The following is a 23026-nucleotide window of genomic DNA, read 5'->3' on the forward strand; positions in this document are numbered from 1 at the left end:
ACCAACACTGACGCACAGGACATAAGCACGGACAACAATCCAGGGAACATTACCATCCAAAACGGGAGCACCCTTAACTTGAACGTGGACGATGCCGATGCCAATGCTACCAATGAGATACAGGATTTGGACCTGACCGGGGACATCCTGACAATAACAAACAACGCCGCACCCACCAACATTGACCTTTCCGGCTACACCAACACTGACGCACAGGACATAAGCACGGACAACAATCCAGGGAACATTACCATCCAAAACGGGAGCACCCTTAACTTGAACGTGGACGATGCCGATGCCAATGCTACCAATGAGATACAGGATTTGGACCTGACCGGGGACATCCTGACAATAACAAACAACGCCGCACCCACCAACATTGACCTTTCCGGCTACACCAACACTGACGCACAAGATTTAAGCATTACCCAAAATACTTTAAGTATTAGTGGCGGTGCCACTACAATTGACTTGGCAATAAAACCAATTACCCCTTTATCAGTAGATGATACTTTAGATAATACGCATTACACGGTTATTCTAAACGCGGGGATAAGCAATTTAGCATTTCCTGCTGCGGGTGCTAATTTGGGCAGAATTTATATTATAAAAAATATTTCAGGAGGTCCTGTAAGCACAGACAACTATCAAGATCTTTTCAACGCCACTTTAAATAGCATCGCTAACAACACGACCATTACTATTCAAAGTGACGGAACGTCTTGGCAACAAATCAACTAATGAAACAATTCATTGCCATATCCATTGGGCTATTTACCAGCCTTACCTATGCCCAAAATGCCCTATATAACGGCGGTGATATCAAGATACACCCCAATGGCAGCATAGGATTTCATACCAACTTTATCAACGATGCCTCCTTTGATCAAAATATTGGACTGGCTGGTTTCTATGGTAACGGCTCTATTGAGGTTTCAGGCAATGTAGCCCCAAGTTTTTGGGATGCGGAGTTTTTTGTTCCCAATAATGTCATGATAAGAATCCCGGTGCATGTACAAAACAATACCAACTTTGTGGACGGTAATGTGGACTCACCCTTGGATGACCAAACGGTGTATCTCAATTTTATACAAAACGGTTTTTTTACCGGGGAAAGGGATGGTGCAAAAATAAAGGGCTTTGCTGCTATAAATAACAGGGATTTTTTCTCATTTCCAATCGGTGATGAAAATCAATTACGACCACTAACCATGATTTCACAGGGAAGTACACCCTTGGCACGCTGTGCCTATTTATTTGAAAACCCTTCCAGTCCAACATCTCTTTCATCCACTTTTGATGTAAACAGCAAAGTTCCGGAAATTGGCACTGTGACGGACCAGGAGTTCTGGATTTTCAATAGTGGTGTCCCTGCAGCAGTTACCATTAGCTGGAATCCGCGAAGTGATTTAGCATCTATTCCAAATGCCAGTTTTGAGTCCATTATTGTGGTGGGTTGGAGTATAGCTTCAAATCGATGGGTTGTCATCGGAAATTCAGCTAAAGGCGGTGATATTACAAACGGTTTCATCACCTCCGAAGTCTTTAATCCTAACGATTTTGGGGCCATTACCTTTGGGACCATTCCATTACCTACAGATACATTCGCCGTGAACAATCCCACCTTGGGCAATTATTTCCTGAGTCCAAATGGGGATGGTATAAACGAATTTCTAGTGATTGACAATATGTCTGAATCACCAAACAATAGCCTTAGAATTTTCAATCGGTTTGGACAGAAAGTGTATGAAAAAATCAACTACGTGGACGAATTCGTGGGAGAGTCCAATACCGGAAATTTTTATCTAAGCCAGGACATTGGCCTTCCCGAAGGTGTTTACTTTTATTTGGTCACCTTGGATGATTTAGGTTTGGAATACCAGGGCTTTTTGTTTTTGGACCGCTAGCCTGTAAGAATTATACTTCGCATCACCTAGCCTAACAAGCTATCTTTTAAGGGATTGTCCATTCAATTCCCATTTACAACAATCTTATCCACCTACACAACATTTTGTGGTTCTTCTCTACCGCCGACCTTATTTTTAGCGCGCTATCAAACAAGTTGTAATGGAATTGAGAAGAAGTTTACCCTTTTTTGCCCTATTTTTTTCTATCGTCGCATTCGGCCAAGTCAAGGTGGGAGATAATCCCAATGCCATAAACCCAGCATCCATCATGGAACTGGAGAGCAGCGACAAGGCTCTGGTACTTACCAGGTTGACTTCGGCCCAAATGCAAAGCATTACTCCGCTTAACGGTGCTGTAATTTATAACATTGATACCTCCTGCGTGCATTATTTCAATGGTGAGCAGTGGATAAACCTTTGCAATTCATCCAATACCACAGGTTTTTCTTTTGTTGACAACGGAGATGGAACCATTACGCTGTCTGATGGTCTTGGAAATGATCTAACGTTCAACGGAGCGCCTGAAACCATTACTACCTTAGTTAACAACTTGGATGGGACGTATACATTTACCAACGAATCTGGGGCACAAACCGTCATCAGTACAACAAATACAGATAGCCAAAACTTAAATACCGATGGAAATCCAGGCAATATAAGTATTGATAACGGAAATACCATTGCTATTAATGTTGATGATGCTGATGCGGACAATCAAAATGAAATCCAAGATTTGCAATTTAATGCTGGAGTAATTTCATTAACCAATGATCCTGATTCCACCACTATTGATCTTAGTGGTTACGATACTGATTCGTCTGATGACTTTTCTGGCAGCTTCAACGATTTGACCAATGTTCCCGCCAATCTCGACACGGACTCAACGGACGACTTCAGTGGAAGTTTTAACGACCTAACGGACGTACCGACCAACCTCGATACGGATTCCACCGACGACTTTGATGGGGATTTCAACGATTTGACCAACGTTCCGGCCAACCTTGATACGGACTCAACGGACGATTTCAGTGGAAGTTTCAATGACCTCACGGACGTACCGACCAACCTCGATACGGACTCCACCGACGACTTTGATGGGGAATGGTCCTCTTTGAACAATGTTCCAGCGGGATTTGCCGACGATATCGACAACGACACACAATTGACCGATGCACAGGTGGCAACGGCGGTCAACAACGAGTTCCCCAACCTCGATACAGATGTGACCGATGACTTTTCGGGGGATTTCAATGATTTGACCAATGTCCCCGCTAACCTCGATACGGACTCAACGGACGATTTCAGTGGAAGCTTCAACGACCTTACCGATGTGCCCGCCAATCTGGACACGGACTCCACGGACGACTTCGACGGGGAGTGGTCCTCCCTCAACAATGTGCCCGCAGGATTTGCCGATGACATCGACAACGACACACAACTGACAGATGCACAGGTGGCCACGGCGGTCAACAACGAGTTCCCCAACCTGGACACCGATGTGACGGATGACTTTTCAGGAGATTTCAACGATTTGACCAATGTGCCGGCCAACCTTGATACCGACTCAACGGACGACTTCAGTGGCAGTTTCAACGACCTTACCGATGTTCCCGCCAATCTGGACACGGACTCAACGGACGACTTTGATGGGGAATGGTCCTCTTTGAACAATGTGCCGGCAGGATTTGCCGACGACATCGACAACGATACACAGCTGACCGACGCGCAGGTGGCAACCGCGGTCAACAACGAGTTCCCCAACCTCGATACAGATGTGACCGATGACTTTTCCGGCAGCTTTAATGACCTGACGGACGTACCTGCCAATCTGGACACGGACTCCACGGATGACTTTGATGGGGAGTGGTCCTCGCTCAACAATGTGCCAGCAGGATTTGCCGACGATATTGACAATGATACACAGCTGACCGATGCACAGGTGGCAACCGCCGTCAACAATGAGTTCCCCAACCTGGACACCGATGTGACGGACGATTTCAGTGGAAGCTTCAACGACCTTACCGATGTGCCCGCCAACCTGGACACGGATTCAACGGACGACTTTGATGGGGAGTGGGCCTCGCTCAACAACGTGCCCGCAGGCTTTGCCGACGACATAGACAACGATACACAGCTCACGGATGCCCAGGTGGCAACGGCAGTGAACAACGAGTTCCCGAACCTGGACACCGATGTGACAGATGACTTTTCAGGCAGCTTCAACGACCTTACGGATGTTCCCGCGAACCTGGATACGGATTCAACCGACGACTTTGACGGGGAGTGGGCCTCGCTCAACAACGTGCCCGCAGGCTTTGCCGACGACATAGACAACGATACACAGCTGACAGATGCACAGGTGGCAACGGCGGTCAACAACGAGTTCCCCAACCTGGACACCGATGTGACGGACGATTTCAGTGGAAGCTTCAACGACCTTACCGATGTGCCCGCCAACCTTGATACGGATTCAACGGACGACTTTGATGGGGAGTGGGCCTCGCTCAACAACGTGCCCGCCGGCTTTGCCGACGACATCGACAACGATACCCAGCTGACCGATGCACAGGTCGCCACGGCAGTGAACAACGAGTTCCCGAACCTGGACACCGATGTGACAGATGACTTTTCAGGGGATTTCAATGATTTGACCAACGTACCTGCCAACCTCGATACAGATTCCACTGATGATTTCAGTGGTAGCTTCAACGACCTTACGGACGTACCGGCCAACTTGGACACTGATTCCACGGACGACTTTGACGGGGAGTGGAGTTCGCTCAACAATGTTCCAGCGGGATTTGCCGATGACATCGACAACGATACACAACTGACCGATGCCCAGGTGGCAACGGCAGTGAACAACGAGTTCCCCAACCTGGACACGGACGTGACGGATGACTTTGACGGGGAATGGAGTTCCCTCAACAACGTGCCCGCAGGATTTGCCGACGACATCGACAACGATACACAGCTGACCGATGCACAGGTGGCAACGGCCGTCAACAACGAGTTTCCCAATCTGGATACCGATGTGACCGATGATTTCTCTGGAAGTTTCAACGACCTCACGGACGTACCGGCCAATCTCGACACGGACTCAACGGACGACTTCAGTGGAAGCTTCAATGACCTTACTGATGTGCCCGCAAACCTGGACACTGATTCCACGGACGACTTTGACGGGGAGTGGGGTTCCCTCAACAACGTGCCCGCAGGCTTTGCCGATGACATCGACAACGATACCCAGCTGACCGATGCACAGGTGGCAACGGCCGTCAACAACGAGTTCCCCAATCTGGACACCGATGTGACGGATGATTTCTCCGGGGACTTCAACGATTTGACCAATGTGCCGGCCAATCTTGATACGGACTCCACCGACGACTTTTCCGGTAGCTTTAACGACCTTACCGACGTGCCGGCCAACCTTGACACGGACTCAACCGACGACTTTGACGGGGAGTGGGCCTCGCTCAACAACGTGCCCGCTGGGTTTGCGGATGACATCGACAACGATACGCAGCTGACCGATGCACAGGTAGCGACTGCAGTGAACAACGAGTTTCCCAACCTGGACACCGATGTGACCGATGACTTTTCAGGGGATTTCAACGATTTGACCAATGTTCCGGCCAATCTGGACACCGACTCGACCGATGACTTTTCCGGCAGCTTCAATGACCTCACCGACGTGCCGGCCAATTTGGACACCGACGTGACGGACGATTTCAGTGGAAGTTTCAATGACCTCACGGACGTACCGGCCAACCTGGACACGGACTCCACCGACGACTTTGACGGGGAATGGAGTTCGCTCAACAATGTGCCCGCAGGCTTTGCCGATGATATAGACAACGATACACAATTGACCGATGCACAGGTGGCAACGGCCGTCAACAACGAGTTCCCCAACCTCGATACCGATGCGACCGATGACTTTTCAGGGGATTTCAATGATTTGACCAATGTACCTGCCAATCTGGACACGGACTCAACCGATGATTTCAGTGGAAGTTTCAATGACCTTACGGATGTTCCCGCCAATCTCGACACGGACTCAACGGACGACTTTGACGGGGAGTGGAGTTCCTTGAACAATGTGCCAGCGGGATTTGCCGATGACATCGACAACGATACACAATTGACCGATGCACAGGTGGCAACCGCCGTCAACAACGAGTTCCCGAACCTGGACACGGACGTGACGGATGACTTTTCGGGGGATTTCAATGATTTGACCAACGTACCGGCCAACTTGGACACTGATTCCACCGACGACTTTGACGGGGAATGGGCATCCCTGAACAATGTTCCAACGGGATTTGCCGATGACATCGACAACGATACGCAGCTGACCGACGCACAGGTGGCAACGGCCGTCAACAACGAGTTCCCGAACCTGGACACGGACGTGACGGATGACTTTTCGGGGGATTTCAATGATTTGACCAACGTACCGGCCAACTTGGACACTGATTCCACCGACGACTTTGACGGGGAATGGGCATCCCTGAACAATGTTCCAACGGGATTTGCCGATGACATCGACAACGATACGCAGCTGACCGACGCACAGGTGGCAACGGCAGTGAACAACGAGTTCCCGAACCTCGATACCGATGTGACCGATGACTTTTCGGGGGATTTCAATGATTTGACCAATGTGCCGGCCAACCTGGACACTGATTCCACCGACGACTTTGACGGGGAGTGGTCCTCTCTCAACAACGTGCCCGCCGGCTTTGCCGATGACATCGACAACGATACACAATTGACGGATGCACAGGTGGCAACGGCCGTCAACAACGAGTTCCCCAACCTCGATACCGATGTGACCGATGATTTCTCTGGAAGTTTCAACGACCTTACGGACGTGCCGGCCAATTTGGACACGGACTCAACTGACGATTTCAGTGGAAGTTTCAATGACCTTACCGACGTACCGGCCAACCTTGATACCGACTCCACCGACGACTTTGACGGGGAGTGGTCCTCTCTCAACAACGTGCCCGTAGGCTTTGCCGATGACATCGACAACGATACACAATTGACCGATGCGCAGGTGGCAACGGCCGTCAACAACGAGTTTCCCAACCTCGATACCGACGTGACCGATGACTTTGATGGGGAATGGTCATCACTTTCCAACATTCCAGCAGATATAGCAGATGGAGACGATGACACCGTTACCACCCTTTCCCAAAACACAACAACGGGTGTTATAACATACACCAACGAAGCTACAGCGAACCAAACAGCCAATGTTGTTGGCGCTGAGGCTGACAATAGCATTACTGTGGGAGCCAATGGGGGCGCATATTACGAGAGTCCTATAAAAGCTTTCGGCAAAATAGCTGCAAATGGAAGCGTCACTCGGGCCACATCGGGAATTACGGTTACCAAACTCACAGGAAATGGATATTACAGGGTTAACCTACCTTCTGGACTGGTAAGCGACGCCAACTATATTATTCAATTGGCACAGCCAAGTCGGGATGGGTCCGGAAATGACGACCCTGGAATTTCTTATCGTGCACAGACCAGTTCCAGCTTTGAAGTAATTATAGGGGATAATGACAACGGGGGTACGGATAGAAATAGATTCAATTCAGAATTTATGTTTACCATTTTAGATCTGTAAAAAAAGAACAATGAAAGGCATTTTAACCATCATATTGTTGTTCTCCCTCTTGGGTCTAAGTGCTCAAACACCAACCGCTGGGGACCTGGTAGCCATCCATAATGTTACCACTTTGGAGATGAACAGTATTTCCAATCCCGAGGAAGGTTCCATGGTCTATAATACCACAACGAGTAGTATGCATTTTTACAGCAATTCGGCCTGGGTGGAAGTTCCGAATGTGGCCAATAGCTATGTGGGTGCTTTTCAAATTACGGGAGCGGGTAACCAAACCATAACCGGAATTCCGTTTCATCCCAGTAGCCTAACTTTTTCAGCCCATGCGAATGTGGAAAGCTTTAACCTAAATTCCGACAACGGAGTTGGAAACAATAACCGGACCCTTGCCAATGCCTATGGTTCCATGAACGGTTTTGCCAGAAATGATGGTGGGGCCATAGCCGAACAAGTCATTTATGTTGGCGGAAGTGGGAATTCCATAAACGACATCTCAAGATATGCTTCCAATTCCCACTCAATAGCACTGCGCTATAGTGATCAAAACGGAAATAATCTGGGAATTACATCAGCCACCGTAACAAGTTTTAACACGGACGGATTCACCCTAAACACAGACAGTTTTGCTGACGGAATCGTTGTCATATTTCAAGCATTTAGATAATCCATGATCATCTTAAGTCAACATATAAAACGATTACTTTCAAGTTCCCTAATGGTAGTTCCAACCCTTTTTTGGGGACAGACGGCCTTTCATAATTTCGGCAATCTTCAGTTTCACGGTACCTCCTCAGTCGGTTTTCATTTGGATGTAATCAACGATGGCGCTTTTGATAACAATACAGGACTTACTGGGTTTTATAGCGGAAACTTGCTGACCGTTTCGGGCTCAAGCAGTCCAATTTTTCAAGATATAGAAATTGTTGCTGACAACGGGTTGCTATTGGAGACCTGGCTAGGCGTAACAGGAAATGTCAATTTTGTGGTAGGAGATGTTTTAACCTCCAAATCCAACTCTGCAAGCTATCTGAATTTTATCGATAATTCCTTTTATATGGGATCTGGTAATATGGCCCACATCAATGGTTATGCCGGGGCAACCGATAAGGAAACCATAACTTTTCCCGTTGGAGACGGAGAATTTTTTCGCTATTTGACCCTATCGTCAGACACAGTCAACACTTTGGCCAAATGCGCTTATTATCCTGAAGACCCGAATGATTCTGCATCATTGTCCCAGCAATTCCCAACAGATAGTAAAGCCACTGAAGATCTTCAGGTCAGCAACTTGGAATTTTGGCGATTGGAAGGTGATCAACCTTCGGTAGTGACCCTTACCTGGGATCCCAATAGTGCCGTGGAGCTTTTGGCCGAAACGGTTGAAAGTTTGTTGGTGGTGGGATGGAACAAAACATCCAACCAATGGGAACGATTGGGTAATACTACCGTATCTGGAAATATGCAAACAGGAAATATCTCTTCAGAGACTTTTGTACCGAACGATTATGAAATCATTACGCTAGGTGGAACTGATGACCTTTTGGAGCCCTTTACGGTTCTAGAACTTGACAATTACTTTATGACTCCAAATGATGATGGGGTAAACGATTTTCTATTGATTGATGGTATCGAAAATGTTCCCAACAATGTCCTTAACATCTATAACCGTTACGGTGTGTTGGTATATTCCAAACTCAACTACGCCAACGAATTTGATGGCAAATCCAATCGGAACGGAGTAATTAGCAAGGCCTCAGGGCTTTCCGCTGGAGTTTACTTTTATGTCCTTACGGTAACCGATAATAAAGAGAAATACCAGGGTTATCTCTATATTTCCCAATAATGAAACCGAAAACAGAATTGGGATATTTTGGCTTAAAAATACTTCTTAACTTGGTCAACAAATCAAATCCATGAAGCGAAGGACTTTTATTAAAAAAGCTTCCATTACAAGCTTGGCGTGCGCCCTACCTCCTATGGTTCCCGTTTACTCCGATCCCGATTATTCCCTTGATGAACTAATTGGCAAAGCGGACATTGATCTATATGGCGAGGGCATCAATTTAAGGGAAGAGGCCTATCATGCGTTCGTAGCAATGAAAAAAGCCGCCCTTAAGGCAGGATTTGATATTCAGATGGTTTCCAGCTATCGGGATTATTTTAGGCAGGAAAGTATATGGGAACGGAAATTTCTCCGCTACACAGAAGATGATGGAATGCAACCTATGGATGCTATCGAGAAAATCATTGAGTATTCCACTATCCCTGGAACCAGTAGGCACCATTGGGGTACCGATATCGACATAATTGATGGCAGTGTAAAATCTTCTGGTGATGTTTTGGTTCCCCAAAAATTTGAAGCAGGGGGCCCATTTGAAGGGCTTAAACATTGGCTGGATGAAAATTCCGAGGAGTTTGGTTTTTATCTTGTTTATACGGACGAACCCAAAAGACCTGGATTCAAGTACGAGCCTTGGCATTATAGCTATGCCCCCATTTCAATTCCCATGTTGGAGGCCTATAGAAGAATCAACATTGTAAAAATGCTGTTAAGTCAGGATTTTTTAGGCTGTGATTATTTTACTACTGGATTCTTGAGAAGTTATATTCAGGATAACATATTGGGAATCAACCCAGAGCTTTTGTAAGCTATTTTTTGTACTTTCATTTATCTAGAACACTAACACCATGAGAAGAGGAAGTTGGAAAATCCGAATCTTTATAGGATTGGCCATTGTTGCCTTTGCCTTTATACAGCGTTGTAACAACAAACAAGAAAATCCCTATACCGGAAGGGTACAGAATATAAACATGACCCCAGACCAGGAAATTGCGATTGGTCTTCAGAGCGCACCCGAAATGGCACAACAACACGGCGGTCTGTATCCTGATCAACGGATGCAAGCTTTGGTTGATGCCGTGGGCAATAACTTGGTTCAAAATAGCATTGCCAGGGAAACACCATATCAATATGAATTTCATTTGTTGGCAGATGACCGCACTATTAATGCATTTGCACTACCTGGCGGCCAATGCTTTATAACCTATGCCCTATTTTCTCAATTAACGGAGGCACAACTTGCCGGGGTTTTGGGGCATGAAATTGCTCATGTAATAGGAAGGCATTCAGCAGAGCGTATTGCTGAAAGCAGTTTTTGGCAAACTTTGACCATGGGTGCCACCGTAGGTGCAGATATGGGAAATGTTGTGGGAAGTATTGGCCAGAATACCTTGCTTAAAAATGGAAGGGGCGATGAGTTGGAAAGTGATGAGTTGGGTGTCCTGTTTATGATTCAGGCGGGCTATGACCCCTATGAAATGATCAGGGTCATGGAGATCCTGAAAGCGGCGGCCGGTCCCAACCGTGTTCCTGAATTTCAAAGTACCCATCCAGATCCTGAAAATCGGATTGAAAAGATTAAAGAAGCCATAAAAAAGTATTCAGGTCGATAGATTTACCTCATTTGTCGATTAAAAATGGGTGTTTCCAAGATTTGAATACCTTTGTAGTACCCAAATCAAACATGCTTTTCTTTAACCCATTTGTGCTATTAAACGAGAGGACATATGGGAACACTATTGCATTTTAAGCAGCTTTATTTTGAAGCATTCGATGACTGTAAGCCTAGTTATCTGGTATTATTTTTAAAAGGCTACGCGATTTTTTGCGCCATTTTGTTGTCAATGGCTCTATACGCATTCATGTTTAGGGTACTGACCGGCTTTGATTTTTAAGAACTTTCTCTTTTACAAGAACACTATAAGTAAATGAGCAAAAAGGCCCGTCCAAATGGACGGGCCTTTTTTTGGATGAATAAACCCCTCTCTTTTATTTCTTCATAGCATCTTTCAGAACTCTTAAGGCATCCACAGCATTGGAAAGCTCGGCATATTTCTTTGCCGTATATCCTTTGTCACATTTTTTTCTGACATTGGCTCCATTAGCAATGAGTACTTCCAAAATTTCCGTTTGATTGTAACGGGCCGCAAAATGGATAGGTGCCATTCCAAGTGATTTCTTGTTCACATCCTCACCCAATTCAATAAGCTTCTTTACCGTATCCACATCTCCCTGAACAATGGCCTTGCAAAAGGAGTTGATTTCAGCTGTGATCACCGTGTTGTACAAATGATCTTCATTGGTTGTTGAATTTTCATTGGCGCTAACGCCCGCAACCATGACCATACAGGCCGCAGCTACGCTTAGGATTGTTTTTTTCATGATGAATAATTTTTGATTAATGAAATAATTGATATAAAAATAGACTGCCTCTAGAATCAAATGTTACAGGATTAACACTTAAATAACTAAACTTTAACAACAGCTCTTTTTTTAACATAAATAATTAACAAATCCTCGGGGAGAAAACTCTGAAAAGGCTAGGGCATCCAGCACTTTCACACTATTTTTGATGCTTAATACAGTAGCATGAACAAGAAGGTAATCCTAATGATTTTGGATGGATGGGGAAAATCCCCAGACCCTAAGGTCTCCGCAATTGAACAAGCCCAAACTCCATTTATAGACTCCCTTTACGGTAAATACCCCAATGCCAATCTTCTCACGGATGGCATGAATGTAGGTCTTCCGGAAGGTCAAATGGGTAACAGCGAGGTGGGCCACATGAATTTGGGTGCGGGGCGGATCGTGTATCAAGATCTTGCCAAAATCAATAAGGCGGTTGCTGAGGACACCTTAAAGAACGAGGCGGTTTTGAATGCTGCCTTTTCCTATGCCAAATCCAATAGTAAGCCTGTTCACTTCCTTGGTTTGGTCAGTGATGGAGGAGTTCATAGCCATATCGATCATTTGAAGGCCTTGATCAAAGCTGCAGACGACAGTGGCGTTGGAAATTCCTATGTACATGCATTCATGGATGGAAGGGATGTTGACCCCAAAAGTGGTAAAGGATTTCTAGAGGATCTTCGTCAGTTTTGTTCGGATAAAAAATCCGAATTGGCTACCGTCATTGGAAGATATTATGCCATGGATCGGGATAAAAGATGGGAACGTGTTAAGCTGGCTTATGATGTCATGGTCAACAATGAAGGAGAAAAAGTCCAGGACATTTCCGCGGCTATGCAAAAAAGTTATGATGCAGGCGTTACCGATGAATTCATTAAACCGTTGGTTTTGACCGATTCCAATAACAAGCCCGTGACCCAAATATCGGAAGGGGACGTTATTGTTTTTTTCAACTTTAGGACGGATAGAGGACGTGAACTTACCCAAGTTTTAAGCCAGCAGGATTTTCATGAACACAACATGCACAAATTGAACCTGCACTATGTAACCCTAACCAATTATGATGATTCGTTCCAGGGAATCCATGTAGTGTACGACAAGGAAAATATCAAGGATACCCTTGGAGAGGTACTGGCTAACAACGGTAAAAAACAGATTCGAATTGCCGAGACCGAAAAGTATCCCCACGTAACTTTCTTTTTCAACGGTGGACGCGAAGAACCTTTTGATGGCGAAAACAGGATTTTATGTCCTTCGCCAAAAGTGGCCACTTACGACCTTCAGCCCGAGATGAGTGCCTATGATATTAGGGATGCCATAATTCCTGAACTGAAAAAAGGGGAAACCGATTTTGTTTGCCTGAACTTTGCCAATCCAGATATGGTTGGCCATACTGGAATCATGGAGGCTGCGGTAAAAGCCTGTGAAACGGTGGATGAATGCGCAAGGGATGTGGTAACCGCAGGTCTGGAAAACGGGTATTCTTCCATTGTTATTGCGGATCACGGAAACTGCGACACCATGATCAATCCTGACGGTAGTCCAAATACAGCCCATACGACCAATCCCGTACCATTAATTTTGGTCGATTCGGATATTACGTCCATCAAAGATGGAGTGTTGGGTGATATTGCACCTACCATCTTGCACATGTTGGGTATCCCTAAACCGGATTTAATGACCCAGAATTCTCTGGTATAAACCCTCTTTTTTATGCTCTAAGGACGTAAAACCCTTGTGTTTATTGATTTCCGATTATCTTTGCACCCATGGTAAAAATTAAGACTGCAGAGGAAATTGAGTTGATGCGCGAGAGTGCATTGGTCGTTTCCAGGACTTTGGGCATGTTGGCCGTGGAAATCAAACCTGGAGCCAATCCTTTGGCTTTGGATAAAATGGCCGAGGAGTATATTAGGGAACAAGGGGCAGAACCAGGATTTTTAGGGATGTACGACTTCCCCAATACCTTGAATTGGAGCCCAAATGCCCAAGTGGTTCATGGTATTCCCAACAACGAACCCCTAAAAGAAGGTGATGTTATATCTGTGGATTGTGGTGCCCTTAAAAATGGGTATTATGGTGACCATGCCTACACTTTTGAGGTGGGTGAGGTTGCCGAGGCTACCAAAAAACTGCTGAAGGTTACCAAGGAGTCTCTATATGTTGGAATCCGGGAATTTAAGGAAGGAAACCGGGTAGGTGATGTTGGCTTTGCTATCCAAAAGTACTGTGAAAGTCATGGGTACGGTGTAGTACGTGAGTTGGTAGGACATGGTCTGGGTACAGAACTTCATGAAGATCCCCAAATGCCCAACTATGGCAAACGTGGAAGAGGCAAGAAATTTGTCAATGGTATGGTCGTGGCCATTGAACCCATGATCAATATGGGTACCCGAAGAATAAAACAATTAAAGGACGGCTGGACCATCTTGACCGCAGATGGAAAACCTAGTGCCCACTTTGAGCACGATGTGGCTTTGGTGGATGGTAAACCTGAGCTTTTATCCACTTTTCAATACATCTACAAAGCATTGGGAATCGAAAGTGACGAAGAAGAAGAATTCAGACATCAGAACCTCGTACTATAAAAGAAGGGTTGGTTTAACCGCCTTCCCCATTCCATAAAAATCAACCTCTTTAACATCAATAAACTGTATTGATATGACAGAGGTATTATACAAACATGAATCCTATTTCATTATCGGACTATGTATGGACGTTCATAATGAACTGGGCAAAGGATTTAGCGAAAAAGTTTACGGGGACGCATTGGAATTTGAATTGAATGAAAACGGTGTTCCCTATACCAGAGAGACTAAGTTCCACATCAATTATAAGGGTAAGATGCTACGGCATCAATATTTTGCTGACTTTGTTGTTGACAACAAGATAATTCTTGAGATAAAAGCAATAAACTCGTTGACCCAAAGCCACGTAAAACAAACTTTGAACTATTTAGCCGTTTCAAAAATGAAACTTGGTTTGTTGGTCAACTTTGGAGAAGATAGTTTAATCTATCGAAGAGTTATCCTTTAATTATTCGTGTAAATTTGCGGAATTCGTGTCCAATAACGTTAAGTTTGACACGAATTCCACAAATTTGCACCGATGGTTTTACCTACCTGAAGGTCGATAAATAAAGCTACCATTGTCTAAAATATTTAAGTTCTTTCTTAACCTCATCCCAAGACCATGGCTCATTAAACTGAGCTATTGGGTGCGACCACTTATTGCACTTTTTTTAAGAGGAAGCACCTATACCGACCCCATTGATGGCAAAAGTTTTAGGAAGTTTCTACCTTACGGTTACGAGAGTCCGCGGGAAAATGTGCTCTCCCCCTCTACCCTTTCCTTGGAAAGGCATCGTCTGTTATGGTTATTTTTGAAAAACCGCACGGACTTTTTTAGCAAAGATTTGAGCTTGTTGCATTTTGCTCCTGAACAAGCTTTTTATAAACGGTTTAAAAAGCTTACCAACATCACTTACACGACCACCGATTTAAATTCTCCTTTGGCAGATGTAAAAGCCGATATCTGCAAGCTCCCGTTTGAAAACGACACTTTTGACGTCATTCTTTGCAATCATGTGCTAGAACATATTCCTGACGACACCAAAGCCATGCAGGAACTGTATCGCATTTTGAAACCAGGAGGTTGGGGTGTTTTTCAAATTCCTCAGGATTTAGGCAGGGAACATACTTTTGAAGACAATTCCATAACAGATAAAAAAGAACGTGCCCGGATTTTTGGTCAGTACGATCATGTCCGCATCTATGGAAGGGATTATTTTGATAAACTTCGAAAAATTGGTTTTAAGGTAGAAGAAGTTGACCTCGCAGATAAATTAAGTGAAGAAGAAATTGATAAGTACAGGTTGGCAAAGGGAGAAATCATTCCCTATGTGAGGAAATGATTCTTCCTTTTATTTAGCTCCAGTTTAATTCAACTCCCCAAGTTGCTGTTCAAGTTGTTCTGCGGTAATATTCTTTGCAACAATCCCACCTTCTTTGTCCAACAAAAAATTAGCAGGCAAGGAGGATAACAAATATTGCTTGTAGATAATCTGGTCTGTATCCAAAATTTGAGGCCATTCAATCCCATCCTTTTCAATAGCTTTCTCCCATGTTTTTTCGTCCGAATCTATACTGATCCCGATGATTTCAAAATTCATGGTTTTCATAGTTTTATAGAGCTTCATAAGTTTTGGGTTTTCTACCCTGCAAGGTCTGCACCATGAAGCCCAAAAATCGACCAGAACGTAAGAACCCTTGTAATCTGCAAGATTAAGTTGATCCCCTTTCCGAGTAGTGGCCTTAAAATTCTCCAGTTTGCTGCCAACAGTTAGCCGATCTGCCTTGGAGATTCTTAAATCCAAAGAACGGGTCATCCCGGTTGAAGGAAATTCCTTCTCAAATTTCTGAAGCATCTCCTTAAAAAATGAATTGTTTTTGTATAAATCCAAATAAGACAATGCATCATAAGCCTTGGCAGTTGGGCCCATCTTCCGAATCAATTGTTCCATTGCTGCAACAAAGTCCACCAAGAGCTCATCCTTCTCCCTTTCCAGTTCTGCTATTCGCTCTTGATCATTTTCCGCCATAGCGTGGTCAAACTCGCCAATCATATCCGCAAAAAACTGTTGGTTGAGTTTTTCTATACTTTTATTAAAATTAAGTTTGGAAGCAACTTTAGATTCCAAAACCATTTTACCATTCAGGTGAACAATTACAGGACCGTTTTGCTCCACAGCAACTCGCATTTCCTCTCCCGTATTTAGTTTTATGCCATAAATGACAGGTTCCAAAAAGTCGTCTGTTACTTCCCAAATGATACCTGGCACAGGATCCTCTATGGACTTCAACGGTACCATTTCTTCTTTATCGTAATCATATTTGGAAATGTCAATAACAGATATTTCTTGGGAATTCACCTTGAAGTAAAAGGCTACTTCGGCTTGGTCTGTTGACTTGCATCCGCATACCAGTAGACTTAGGACTACTAAAATCTTGATTGTTTTCATGATTGATGTATTTAAAATTTGGGCAAAAGTACCTTCACATTAAACACAGGTCGTCTGAATACGCGAATCCGAACGGATTTTAATAACCGTTACACTTTTATTTATACTTGGATTTGAATTCGGAAGGTGTAATTCCTGTTTTCTTTTTAAATGCAGTATTGAATGAGGATTTGGAATTAAATCCCACATCATATAAAACTTCCAAGATAGTTTCATTGGAATCCTTAGGGTTCATCAACCGCTCCTTGGCTTTGTTGATCCTATAGGTGTTAATGAAGTCCACAAAATTTTGATCATAGTGGTCGTTGATCAATTCTGAAAGTTTGCGTTTCGGAATTCCTATTTCTTCCGCTAGGGAAGCAATAGTAAGGTTATAGTTTTTAAAGGATTCGTTCTGCAACAAATGTTTTTCCAGTCTTCCAATGAGGGTTTGATGCTCCTCTGAAGTAGTGTTTATACGCTTGCGGGAGGTTAGGGAGGCCGAAAACTCTAAATCGTCCTTACTGTACCCAAAGGGCTTTCTGGACGTGGTAAATCCATAGAAGTATAGCAGATTGATAGCAATCAGCATCAATAGAAAAACGGCATTTTCCAACAGAAAGGTATTTATTCCAATCATGAATCCCACAAACTGGGTAATATCCACCAACACAATCAAACAAAAAACAACAAAGACCCAATGTAACCAACCCAAATTGAGCCATTCCAAGCGGGAATAATTGTCCTTGATCACTTTTTTGTACTTTCTCACCTCCAAAAAGCACAGCAAAACATAAATAAGAATATGTGCTACATATCCCATGTAAATTTGCGATTGGCAAATGCTTCCCTGAGTTGCTAAAATTCCAGCACACATGCACACAAAAGGGAGCAAATGAAGTAAATGAATCTTTTTAAGAACAAAGTTTCGCTGTGTTATGAATTTGTTGTAAAACAACAGAAAAGGGCCATATAAAAACCCATATGCACAATTCAAACTTTGGAAAAAGTCTCGACCTATATCCCGATTTGCCAAAAACAACCCCAGAACCTGCAACGCCAAAGTGCCAATGATCAAGGCTAGAAAAAAATCACTTTTTCTTTTTTTGGGATTCGAAACAAGAATATACAGCGTAAGCAAAGCACCCTGAAAAATAATGATGATATGGATTACATTGGTAAAGGAAAACATCCGGAATAGTCCTGGTCAATTGATTGATGTTGCTAAATATACGAATGGGCCTTCATAAATCCCTTCCCGTATTGTTCTGAATCAAAACCTAGGGCTTCACAACCAATTCCTCAAACCCCTTCGTCATAAATTCCTTGGTTTCTCCATTGTCATCCAAGTATATAACATAGGCCTCTAGATCATCCTCAGTTTCCAATAGTTTTTTTGTATCCACTAAATCCATGGCCATAAACGCTGTGGCATAGGCATCAGCTGCTGCACAATTATTAGTCACCACGCTAGCCGCCAATACACTGGAGTTTTTGGTAAATCCAGTTTTTGGGTTGATGGTATGAACGTACTTTTCCCCTGTTATGGGATCCACACGGAATTTGCGGTAATTTCCAGAGGAAGCCATAGCCCTATTTTCCAATGAAACAATTAGCTTCAATTGCCGCCCCACCTCTACTTGGGGGTCGTCTATACCTACGGACCATTTTTTACCAGAAATCACATTGATTCCCTTGGTCAGTACTTCTCCCCCAACTTCAACCAAGTAATTTTCTATTCCTTTGGTATCTAGCAACGCCCCTAAACGGTCTATGGCATATCCTTTGGCCACCGCGTTGAAATCAAAGCGGATGGAAGGATGCATTTTGGAAATGGTTCCATCCTTATTCAGCTGCACCTTTTCCCAACCCACATAAGCCAGAAGACTGTCCACCTTTAGGCTGTCCAAATCCATTTGTTCCCCAGGACCAAAACCCCAGGCATTGGCCAACACCCCTACCGTGGGATCAAAATATCCATCAGACGCTTTATGAACGGCACTGGATGTTTTAAAAACCTCTTGAAACATCTCATCCACGATAATTGTGGAATCTCCCTCATTGATTCTGGAAATGTCCGAAGATGGAATATAAGTGGACATGGACTGATTCAACACTTGGAAAACCGAATCAATTTCTTTTTGATAATCCAATTCCCCATCCGATATATATAGAATTGAATAAGAGGTTCCCAACGCGGCTCCCGCGGCCTGATTTTTCACCCAGGATTTGGGAGTGCATCCGACCAAAAACAATATAGCAATACCAACAACGAATTGTTTCATCTCTTAAATCTCTATTAAACCTTGATAATCCACTACGTATTCCTCATTCAAATACACCGGAAGTTCTTGATTTGCAGCATTGGAAAGGCCAACCCCTGCAAAATAGCACCTAGCCTCAAACTTAGTGGCCTGATCTTTTACTTTGCGCATCAACTCCTGATCATACTCCCTAGGGTTCTTCGGATATTCCGTATTGCGAACCACAATAAAATGCAGAATCTTGTTCTTCAAACATACGTACTGAGGATTTTTCTTGGGTTTGCTGTTTATAGCCATAAATTCAAACCCATCTGCCTCCAATTCCCTGCCTACAATATTCATGGCCAAATTGTGCAGTTCCTGTTCTGTAAGTCTTCTCCTTTCTCCCATATAAAAAAACCGATGCTTATCGCATCGGTTAGGTTAAAATTACTTCTCGACTGCCTGTCCTCCGTGCGAAACTTCGTAAGGCGGGCGCTCGAGGTGACATTGTTTTATACGTGATTATCCACCGAAGTCATCGAATCTGATGTTCTCATCAGGAATTCCGAAATCCTCTCCCATTTTCTGAACGGCTTTGTTCATCAATGGGGGACCACAGAAGTATAGTTCAATATCTTCTGGAGCATCGTGGTGATCCAAGTAATTATCGATTACACAGTTGTGGATAAATCCAACAAAACCATCACCTTCCTCATCATTGATATCTTTTTTGACTTTCCAGTTGTCCTCTTCCAAAGGTTCCGAAAGCGCCATATAGAACTTAAAGTTCGGGAAGTTTCGCTCCAAATCCTTAAAATGCTCTATATAGAAAAGCTCTCTTTTGGAACGACCACCGTACCAGTAAGTAACTTTTCTATTCGTTTTCAATGTTCTGAACAAATGGTACAAATGTGAACGCATGGGTGCCATACCAGCTCCACCTCCAACGTAAAGCATCTCAGCTTCTGACTCATTGATGAAGAACTCACCGAATGGACCTGAAATAGTCACGGGATCACCTGGTTTTAGGTTGAAAATATAAGACGACGCCACACCAGGGTTAACATCCATCCAACCGTTTTTGGAACGATCCCATGGCGGTGTTGCAATACGCACATTCAACATGATTTCACGTCCCTCAGCAGGGTAAGAGGCCATAGAATAGGCACGCTCCACGGTCTCCGGGTTTTTCATGACCAAGGGCCACAAATTAAACTTATCCCATTCGTTTTGGAACTTATCCGGAGTTTCGTGCTCCTCTGGGTGAGCCGTAATATCAATATCGGCATATTTTACTTCACATGGTGGAATTTCAATTTGGATGTATCCACCAGCTTTGTAATTCATATCCTCTGGAATTTCCACCACAAACTCTTTGATAAAGGATGCCACGTTGTAGTTACGTACCACTTTAGCGGGCCATTTCTTGATACCAAAAACTTCTTCCGGAATGGTGATTTCCATATCCTGCTTCACCTTCACCTGACAGGCCAAACGAGCCCCATGGTTCAGCTCTTTCTTAGAGAAATGAGGTGTTTCCGTAGGTAGTGCTTCACCTCCACCAGAAAGTACATGGCACTCACATTGGATACATGTACCTCCACCTCCGCATGCGGATGGTAAAAACACCTTTTGATTTCCCAAGGTGGTCAACAATGAACTTCCCGAAGCTACTTCTATTTGCTTCTCTCCATTGATGGTAATCGTTACTGGCCCAGAGGGAGACAATTTCTCTTTGGTGAACAGCAAAAGGGCCACCAAGAGCAACAATAAAATTAGAAATGCTACAACCGTGATTAGAATGGTACCTCCTGTGCTTGTGGCTAAAATCATCTTTATTTGTTTACAAGGTCATTATAGGAGACTGCTTTTTCTTCGTTTTCAATCTCTTTTTCAATTTCTTTTTCTTCAATACTTTCAACGGTGGTATTTTCCGTTGGTTCCGGAGCTTCGTTATCCCCGGTCAACATGCCACCAAAGCTTTGGAATCCAATACCCATCAATCCCGTAATGATAAAGGTTATACCCAGACCACGAAGCGGTGCAGGTACATTGGAATATCTGATTTTCTCACGGATAGCGGCAATGGCCAAAATAGCCAAGAACCAACCTATTCCTGAACTAACCCCATAATTGAAGGCCAATCCCAAGCTTGGAATCTCTCTGGCCTGCATGAAAAGGGAACCTCCCAAGATGGCACAGTTTACCGCAATCAAAGGCAAGAAAATACCCAAGGAATTATATAGGGCCGGTGAAAACTTTTCCACTACGATCTCCACCAATTGCACCATGGTTGCGATGGTAGCAATAAAGAGGATGAATGACAAAAAGCTCAAGTTGTAGTCCGCATACTCCGGGCCCAACCAAACCAATGCCCCATCCCGAAGTAAATACTGATCCAACAGCCAGTTCAAGGGAACGGTTACGGCCAATACAAAGATGACAGCTGCACCCAATCCTACCGCGGTGGATACTTTTTTGGATACGGCCAAATAGGAACACATTCCCAAAAAGACCGCAAACACCATATTATCTATGAAGATTGACTTAAAAAAAAGTTCTAAATGCTCTAACATGTTATCCTATTTATGCTTCTTCAATTAATGCTTTGTTTCTGGAACGTTGTGCCCAGATAATGATTCCAACCACAATCAATGCGGCAGGTGGTATGATCATGAATCCGTTGTTTTCATAACCAGTGGCGTACAATCCTGTTTTTGCAATGGGATCTCCCAAAACTGGAATCCCAAAAAGTGTTCCTGAACCCAATAATTCACGGAAAAACCCAACGATAATCAGAATTACACCGTATCCCAAAGCATTTCCTATTCCATCTAGAAAAGACTTCCAAGGTCCGTTACCCAGGGCAAAGGCCTCAAAACGACCCATGATGATACAGTTGGTAATAATCAATCCCACAAATACAGCCAAAGTCTTGCTCAGTTCATAAGCGAAAGCCTTCAGCACTTGATCCACTACGATTACCAAGGTGGCCACAACAATCAACTGTACTATAATCCTAATTTTGGACGGGATTATGTTTCTGAGCAAAGAGATGACCACGTTTCCTACCCCCAGTACAAACAGTACTGAGATGGCCATCACCACAGACGCCTTCAACTCTGCCGTAATTGCCAATGCGGAACATATACCCAATACCTGAATGGTGATGGGGTTGTTATCCGCCAAAGGGTCTAAAATTAGATTTGCATCTTTTTTTGAAAGTAGCGCCATATTACTTGGTTCTAATTGTTTCTAAATAAGGTTTGTACAATTTCAAGGTCTCCTTGATCATTGCAGTCACGCCGTTACCCGTAATGGTTGCTCCGGCCAGTGCATCCACTTCATTATCCTCTTTATCATTGTTCAGGGGATCGTTGTTTCCTTTGACCACGGAAATACCCGCGTATCGGTTTCCGTCCAAAACGGACTCACCCACAAAGTCATCCATGAAATAGCGAAGCTTAATATTGGCTCCCAATCCAGGCGTTTCACCTTTATGATCGAAAACAACACCTTGCACCACCATATTTTCGTCCAAGGAAATAAAGCCCCAGATGGCATCCCACAGTCCTTTACCGTACATGGGGATGATGTAATATTGTTTTCCGTCTTTTTCACCAATGAACAGCGGTAATTCAGCTTCATCACCATTTTTAATGATGTTGAGCTGCTTCTTCATATCTATAAGATAGGATTCCTCCTTCTCTTTAGCTTCAGAACCCACAACCACCAATTGTTGTTTGATGTATTTGGAAAACTCATCCTCCACAATATTGGTTGGAATGAAATTCACGCTTCCTTCGCCTTCATTTTGGTTGACACCCATGGCATACAGGATGTTCTGCTGCTTTTCAAAGCGTTCGTTCTCATCTATCCTAGGGCGTAGACCAGAGGCCAAAAATGCCAACAGGGATCCCACGATGACCACCATTACGGCGGCAAAAATTACAGTATAGGTGTTTTTTTCTGTATTGATTGCCATAA

21 protein-coding genes are annotated in these 23026 nt (G+C 44.1%); 12 read left to right on the forward strand and 9 right to left on the reverse strand.

Annotated elements, in window-relative coordinates; genetic code table 11:
- The 8 genes from ACRHOZ_RS15240 to ACRHOZ_RS15275 form a co-directional block, all read left to right on the forward strand.
- Window positions 1–741 (forward strand): hypothetical protein (locus tag ACRHOZ_RS15240; RefSeq protein ID WP_431127144.1); only part of this gene is annotated, 741 nt, incomplete at its 5' end.
- Window positions 741–1907 (forward strand): gliding motility-associated C-terminal domain-containing protein, encoded by a 1167-nt coding sequence (locus ACRHOZ_RS15245; protein ID WP_431127147.1) that lies wholly within the window; start codon window positions 741–743, stop codon window positions 1905–1907. The genes ACRHOZ_RS15240 and ACRHOZ_RS15245, both read left to right, overlap by 1 nt.
- A 160-nt stretch (window positions 1908–2067) precedes the next feature.
- The gene (locus ACRHOZ_RS15250) at window positions 2068–7551 is read left to right on the forward strand and encodes a beta strand repeat-containing protein (protein WP_431127150.1); all 5484 of its coding nucleotides are present in this window, start codon (window positions 2068–2070) and stop codon (window positions 7549–7551) included.
- Between the two features lie 10 nt (window positions 7552–7561).
- On the forward strand, window positions 7562–8212 hold the full coding sequence (locus tag ACRHOZ_RS15255) for a hypothetical protein (RefSeq protein ID WP_431127153.1): 651 nt from the start codon (window positions 7562–7564) through the stop codon (window positions 8210–8212).
- Window positions 8213–8263: 51 nt separating this feature from the next.
- Window positions 8264–9391: a gliding motility-associated C-terminal domain-containing protein gene (locus ACRHOZ_RS15260; RefSeq protein WP_431127156.1), complete on the forward strand. Its 1128-nt coding sequence runs from the start codon at window positions 8264–8266 to the stop codon at window positions 9389–9391.
- 70 nt (window positions 9392–9461) lie between these two features.
- Window positions 9462–10196 (forward strand): M15 family metallopeptidase, encoded by a 735-nt coding sequence (locus ACRHOZ_RS15265; RefSeq protein WP_431127158.1) that lies wholly within the window; start codon window positions 9462–9464, stop codon window positions 10194–10196.
- Between the two features lie 40 nt (window positions 10197–10236).
- Entirely contained in the window at window positions 10237–11001 is a 765-nt protein-coding gene (locus tag ACRHOZ_RS15270) for a M48 family metalloprotease (protein ID WP_431127161.1), read from the forward strand.
- A gap of 114 nt (window positions 11002–11115) precedes the next feature.
- A complete protein-coding gene (locus ACRHOZ_RS15275; protein WP_313790998.1) occupies window positions 11116–11283 on the forward strand; it encodes a DUF6747 family protein in 168 nt (55 codons plus the stop codon).
- 94 nt (window positions 11284–11377) lie between these two features.
- On the opposite strand, the gene ACRHOZ_RS15280 is transcribed toward ACRHOZ_RS15275, so the two are convergent.
- The gene (locus ACRHOZ_RS15280; protein WP_431127165.1) at window positions 11378–11770 is read right to left on the reverse strand and encodes an ankyrin repeat domain-containing protein; all 393 of its coding nucleotides are present in this window, start codon (window positions 11768–11770) and stop codon (window positions 11378–11380) included.
- A 207-nt stretch (window positions 11771–11977) separates the two neighbouring features.
- Here ACRHOZ_RS15280 and gpmI point away from each other — a divergent pair, with 207 nt between their 5' ends.
- From gpmI to ACRHOZ_RS15300, 4 genes are all read left to right on the forward strand, one after another.
- On the forward strand, window positions 11978–13495 hold the full coding sequence (gpmI, locus tag ACRHOZ_RS15285) for a 2,3-bisphosphoglycerate-independent phosphoglycerate mutase (RefSeq protein WP_431127168.1): 1518 nt from the start codon (window positions 11978–11980) through the stop codon (window positions 13493–13495).
- A 68-nt stretch (window positions 13496–13563) separates the two neighbouring features.
- Window positions 13564–14382, forward strand: coding sequence for a type I methionyl aminopeptidase (map, locus tag ACRHOZ_RS15290; RefSeq protein WP_431127171.1), 819 nt, complete (start codon window positions 13564–13566; stop codon window positions 14380–14382).
- Between the two features lie 73 nt (window positions 14383–14455).
- Complete coding sequence (locus tag ACRHOZ_RS15295; protein WP_420398890.1) at window positions 14456–14830, forward strand: GxxExxY protein; 375 nt, start codon at window positions 14456–14458, stop codon at window positions 14828–14830.
- Window positions 14831–14942: 112 nt separating this feature from the next.
- Window positions 14943–15707, forward strand: coding sequence for a class I SAM-dependent methyltransferase (locus ACRHOZ_RS15300; protein WP_431127175.1), 765 nt, complete (start codon window positions 14943–14945; stop codon window positions 15705–15707).
- Between the two features lie 24 nt (window positions 15708–15731).
- On the opposite strand, the gene ACRHOZ_RS15305 is transcribed toward ACRHOZ_RS15300, so the two are convergent.
- From ACRHOZ_RS15305 to ACRHOZ_RS15340, 8 genes are all read right to left on the reverse strand, one after another.
- Window positions 15732–16814: a TlpA family protein disulfide reductase gene (locus ACRHOZ_RS15305; RefSeq protein WP_431127178.1), complete on the reverse strand. Its 1083-nt coding sequence runs from the start codon at window positions 16812–16814 to the stop codon at window positions 15732–15734.
- Window positions 16815–16911: 97 nt separating this feature from the next.
- Complete coding sequence (locus tag ACRHOZ_RS15310) at window positions 16912–17616, reverse strand: helix-turn-helix domain-containing protein (protein ID WP_431127181.1); 705 nt, start codon at window positions 17614–17616, stop codon at window positions 16912–16914.
- 457 nt (window positions 17617–18073) lie between these two features.
- Window positions 18074–19078 (reverse strand): FAD:protein FMN transferase, encoded by a 1005-nt coding sequence (locus ACRHOZ_RS15315; protein ID WP_431127184.1) that lies wholly within the window; start codon window positions 19076–19078, stop codon window positions 18074–18076.
- Window positions 19079–19081: 3 nt separating this feature from the next.
- Window positions 19082–19447: a Na(+)-translocating NADH-quinone reductase subunit F gene (locus ACRHOZ_RS15320; protein ID WP_431127187.1), complete on the reverse strand. Its 366-nt coding sequence runs from the start codon at window positions 19445–19447 to the stop codon at window positions 19082–19084.
- Window positions 19448–19561: 114 nt separating this feature from the next.
- Entirely contained in the window at window positions 19562–20872 is a 1311-nt protein-coding gene (nqrF, locus tag ACRHOZ_RS15325; protein WP_431127189.1) for an NADH:ubiquinone reductase (Na(+)-transporting) subunit F, read from the reverse strand.
- A gap of 2 nt (window positions 20873–20874) precedes the next feature.
- Window positions 20875–21615 carry an NADH:ubiquinone reductase (Na(+)-transporting) subunit E gene (gene nqrE, locus ACRHOZ_RS15330; RefSeq protein ID WP_431127192.1) on the reverse strand — a complete coding sequence of 247 codons (741 nt, stop codon included), beginning with the start codon at window positions 21613–21615 and terminating at the stop codon, window positions 20875–20877.
- A gap of 10 nt (window positions 21616–21625) precedes the next feature.
- The gene (locus ACRHOZ_RS15335) at window positions 21626–22273 is read right to left on the reverse strand and encodes an NADH:ubiquinone reductase (Na(+)-transporting) subunit D (protein ID WP_431127195.1); all 648 of its coding nucleotides are present in this window, start codon (window positions 22271–22273) and stop codon (window positions 21626–21628) included.
- A gap of 1 nt (window position 22274) precedes the next feature.
- The gene (locus ACRHOZ_RS15340) at window positions 22275–23024 is read right to left on the reverse strand and encodes a Na(+)-translocating NADH-quinone reductase subunit C (RefSeq protein WP_431127198.1); all 750 of its coding nucleotides are present in this window, start codon (window positions 23022–23024) and stop codon (window positions 22275–22277) included.
- Window positions 23025–23026: the final 2 nt, after the last annotated feature.

The organism is Flagellimonas flava (assembly GCF_050617915.1).
Classification (GTDB): Bacteria; Bacteroidota; Bacteroidia; order Flavobacteriales; family Flavobacteriaceae; genus Flagellimonas; species Flagellimonas flava_A.

Coding starts and splice junctions, on each gene's coding strand:
- ACRHOZ_RS15250 (WP_431127150.1), top strand. CDS start 2,068: ATGGAATTGAGAAGAAGTTTACCCTTTTTTGCCCTATTTTTTTCTATC.
- ACRHOZ_RS15320 (WP_431127187.1), bottom strand. CDS start 19,447: ATGGGAGAAAGGAGAAGACTTACAGAACAGGAACTGCACAATTTGGCC.
- ACRHOZ_RS15255 (WP_431127153.1), top strand. CDS start 7,562: ATGAAAGGCATTTTAACCATCATATTGTTGTTCTCCCTCTTGGGTCTA.
- ACRHOZ_RS15305 (WP_431127178.1), bottom strand. CDS start 16,814: ATGAAAACAATCAAGATTTTAGTAGTCCTAAGTCTACTGGTATGCGGA.
- gpmI (WP_431127168.1), top strand. CDS start 11,978: ATGAACAAGAAGGTAATCCTAATGATTTTGGATGGATGGGGAAAATCC.
- nqrF (WP_431127189.1), bottom strand. CDS start 20,872: ATGATTTTAGCCACAAGCACAGGAGGTACCATTCTAATCACGGTTGTA.
- ACRHOZ_RS15335 (WP_431127195.1), bottom strand. CDS start 22,273: ATGGCGCTACTTTCAAAAAAAGATGCAAATCTAATTTTAGACCCTTTG.
- ACRHOZ_RS15280 (WP_431127165.1), bottom strand. CDS start 11,770: ATGAAAAAAACAATCCTAAGCGTAGCTGCGGCCTGTATGGTCATGGTT.
- ACRHOZ_RS15245 (WP_431127147.1), top strand. CDS start 741: ATGAAACAATTCATTGCCATATCCATTGGGCTATTTACCAGCCTTACC.
- ACRHOZ_RS15295 (WP_420398890.1), top strand. CDS start 14,456: ATGACAGAGGTATTATACAAACATGAATCCTATTTCATTATCGGACTA.
- ACRHOZ_RS15265 (WP_431127158.1), top strand. CDS start 9,462: ATGAAGCGAAGGACTTTTATTAAAAAAGCTTCCATTACAAGCTTGGCG.
- ACRHOZ_RS15270 (WP_431127161.1), top strand. CDS start 10,237: ATGAGAAGAGGAAGTTGGAAAATCCGAATCTTTATAGGATTGGCCATT.
- nqrE (WP_431127192.1), bottom strand. CDS start 21,615: ATGTTAGAGCATTTAGAACTTTTTTTTAAGTCAATCTTCATAGATAAT.
- ACRHOZ_RS15315 (WP_431127184.1), bottom strand. CDS start 19,078: ATGAAACAATTCGTTGTTGGTATTGCTATATTGTTTTTGGTCGGATGC.
- ACRHOZ_RS15340 (WP_431127198.1), bottom strand. CDS start 23,024: ATGGCAATCAATACAGAAAAAAACACCTATACTGTAATTTTTGCCGCC.
- ACRHOZ_RS15310 (WP_431127181.1), bottom strand. CDS start 17,616: ATGGGATATGTAGCACATATTCTTATTTATGTTTTGCTGTGCTTTTTG.
- ACRHOZ_RS15260 (WP_431127156.1), top strand. CDS start 8,264: ATGGTAGTTCCAACCCTTTTTTGGGGACAGACGGCCTTTCATAATTTC.
- map (WP_431127171.1), top strand. CDS start 13,564: ATGGTAAAAATTAAGACTGCAGAGGAAATTGAGTTGATGCGCGAGAGT.
- ACRHOZ_RS15275 (WP_313790998.1), top strand. CDS start 11,116: ATGGGAACACTATTGCATTTTAAGCAGCTTTATTTTGAAGCATTCGAT.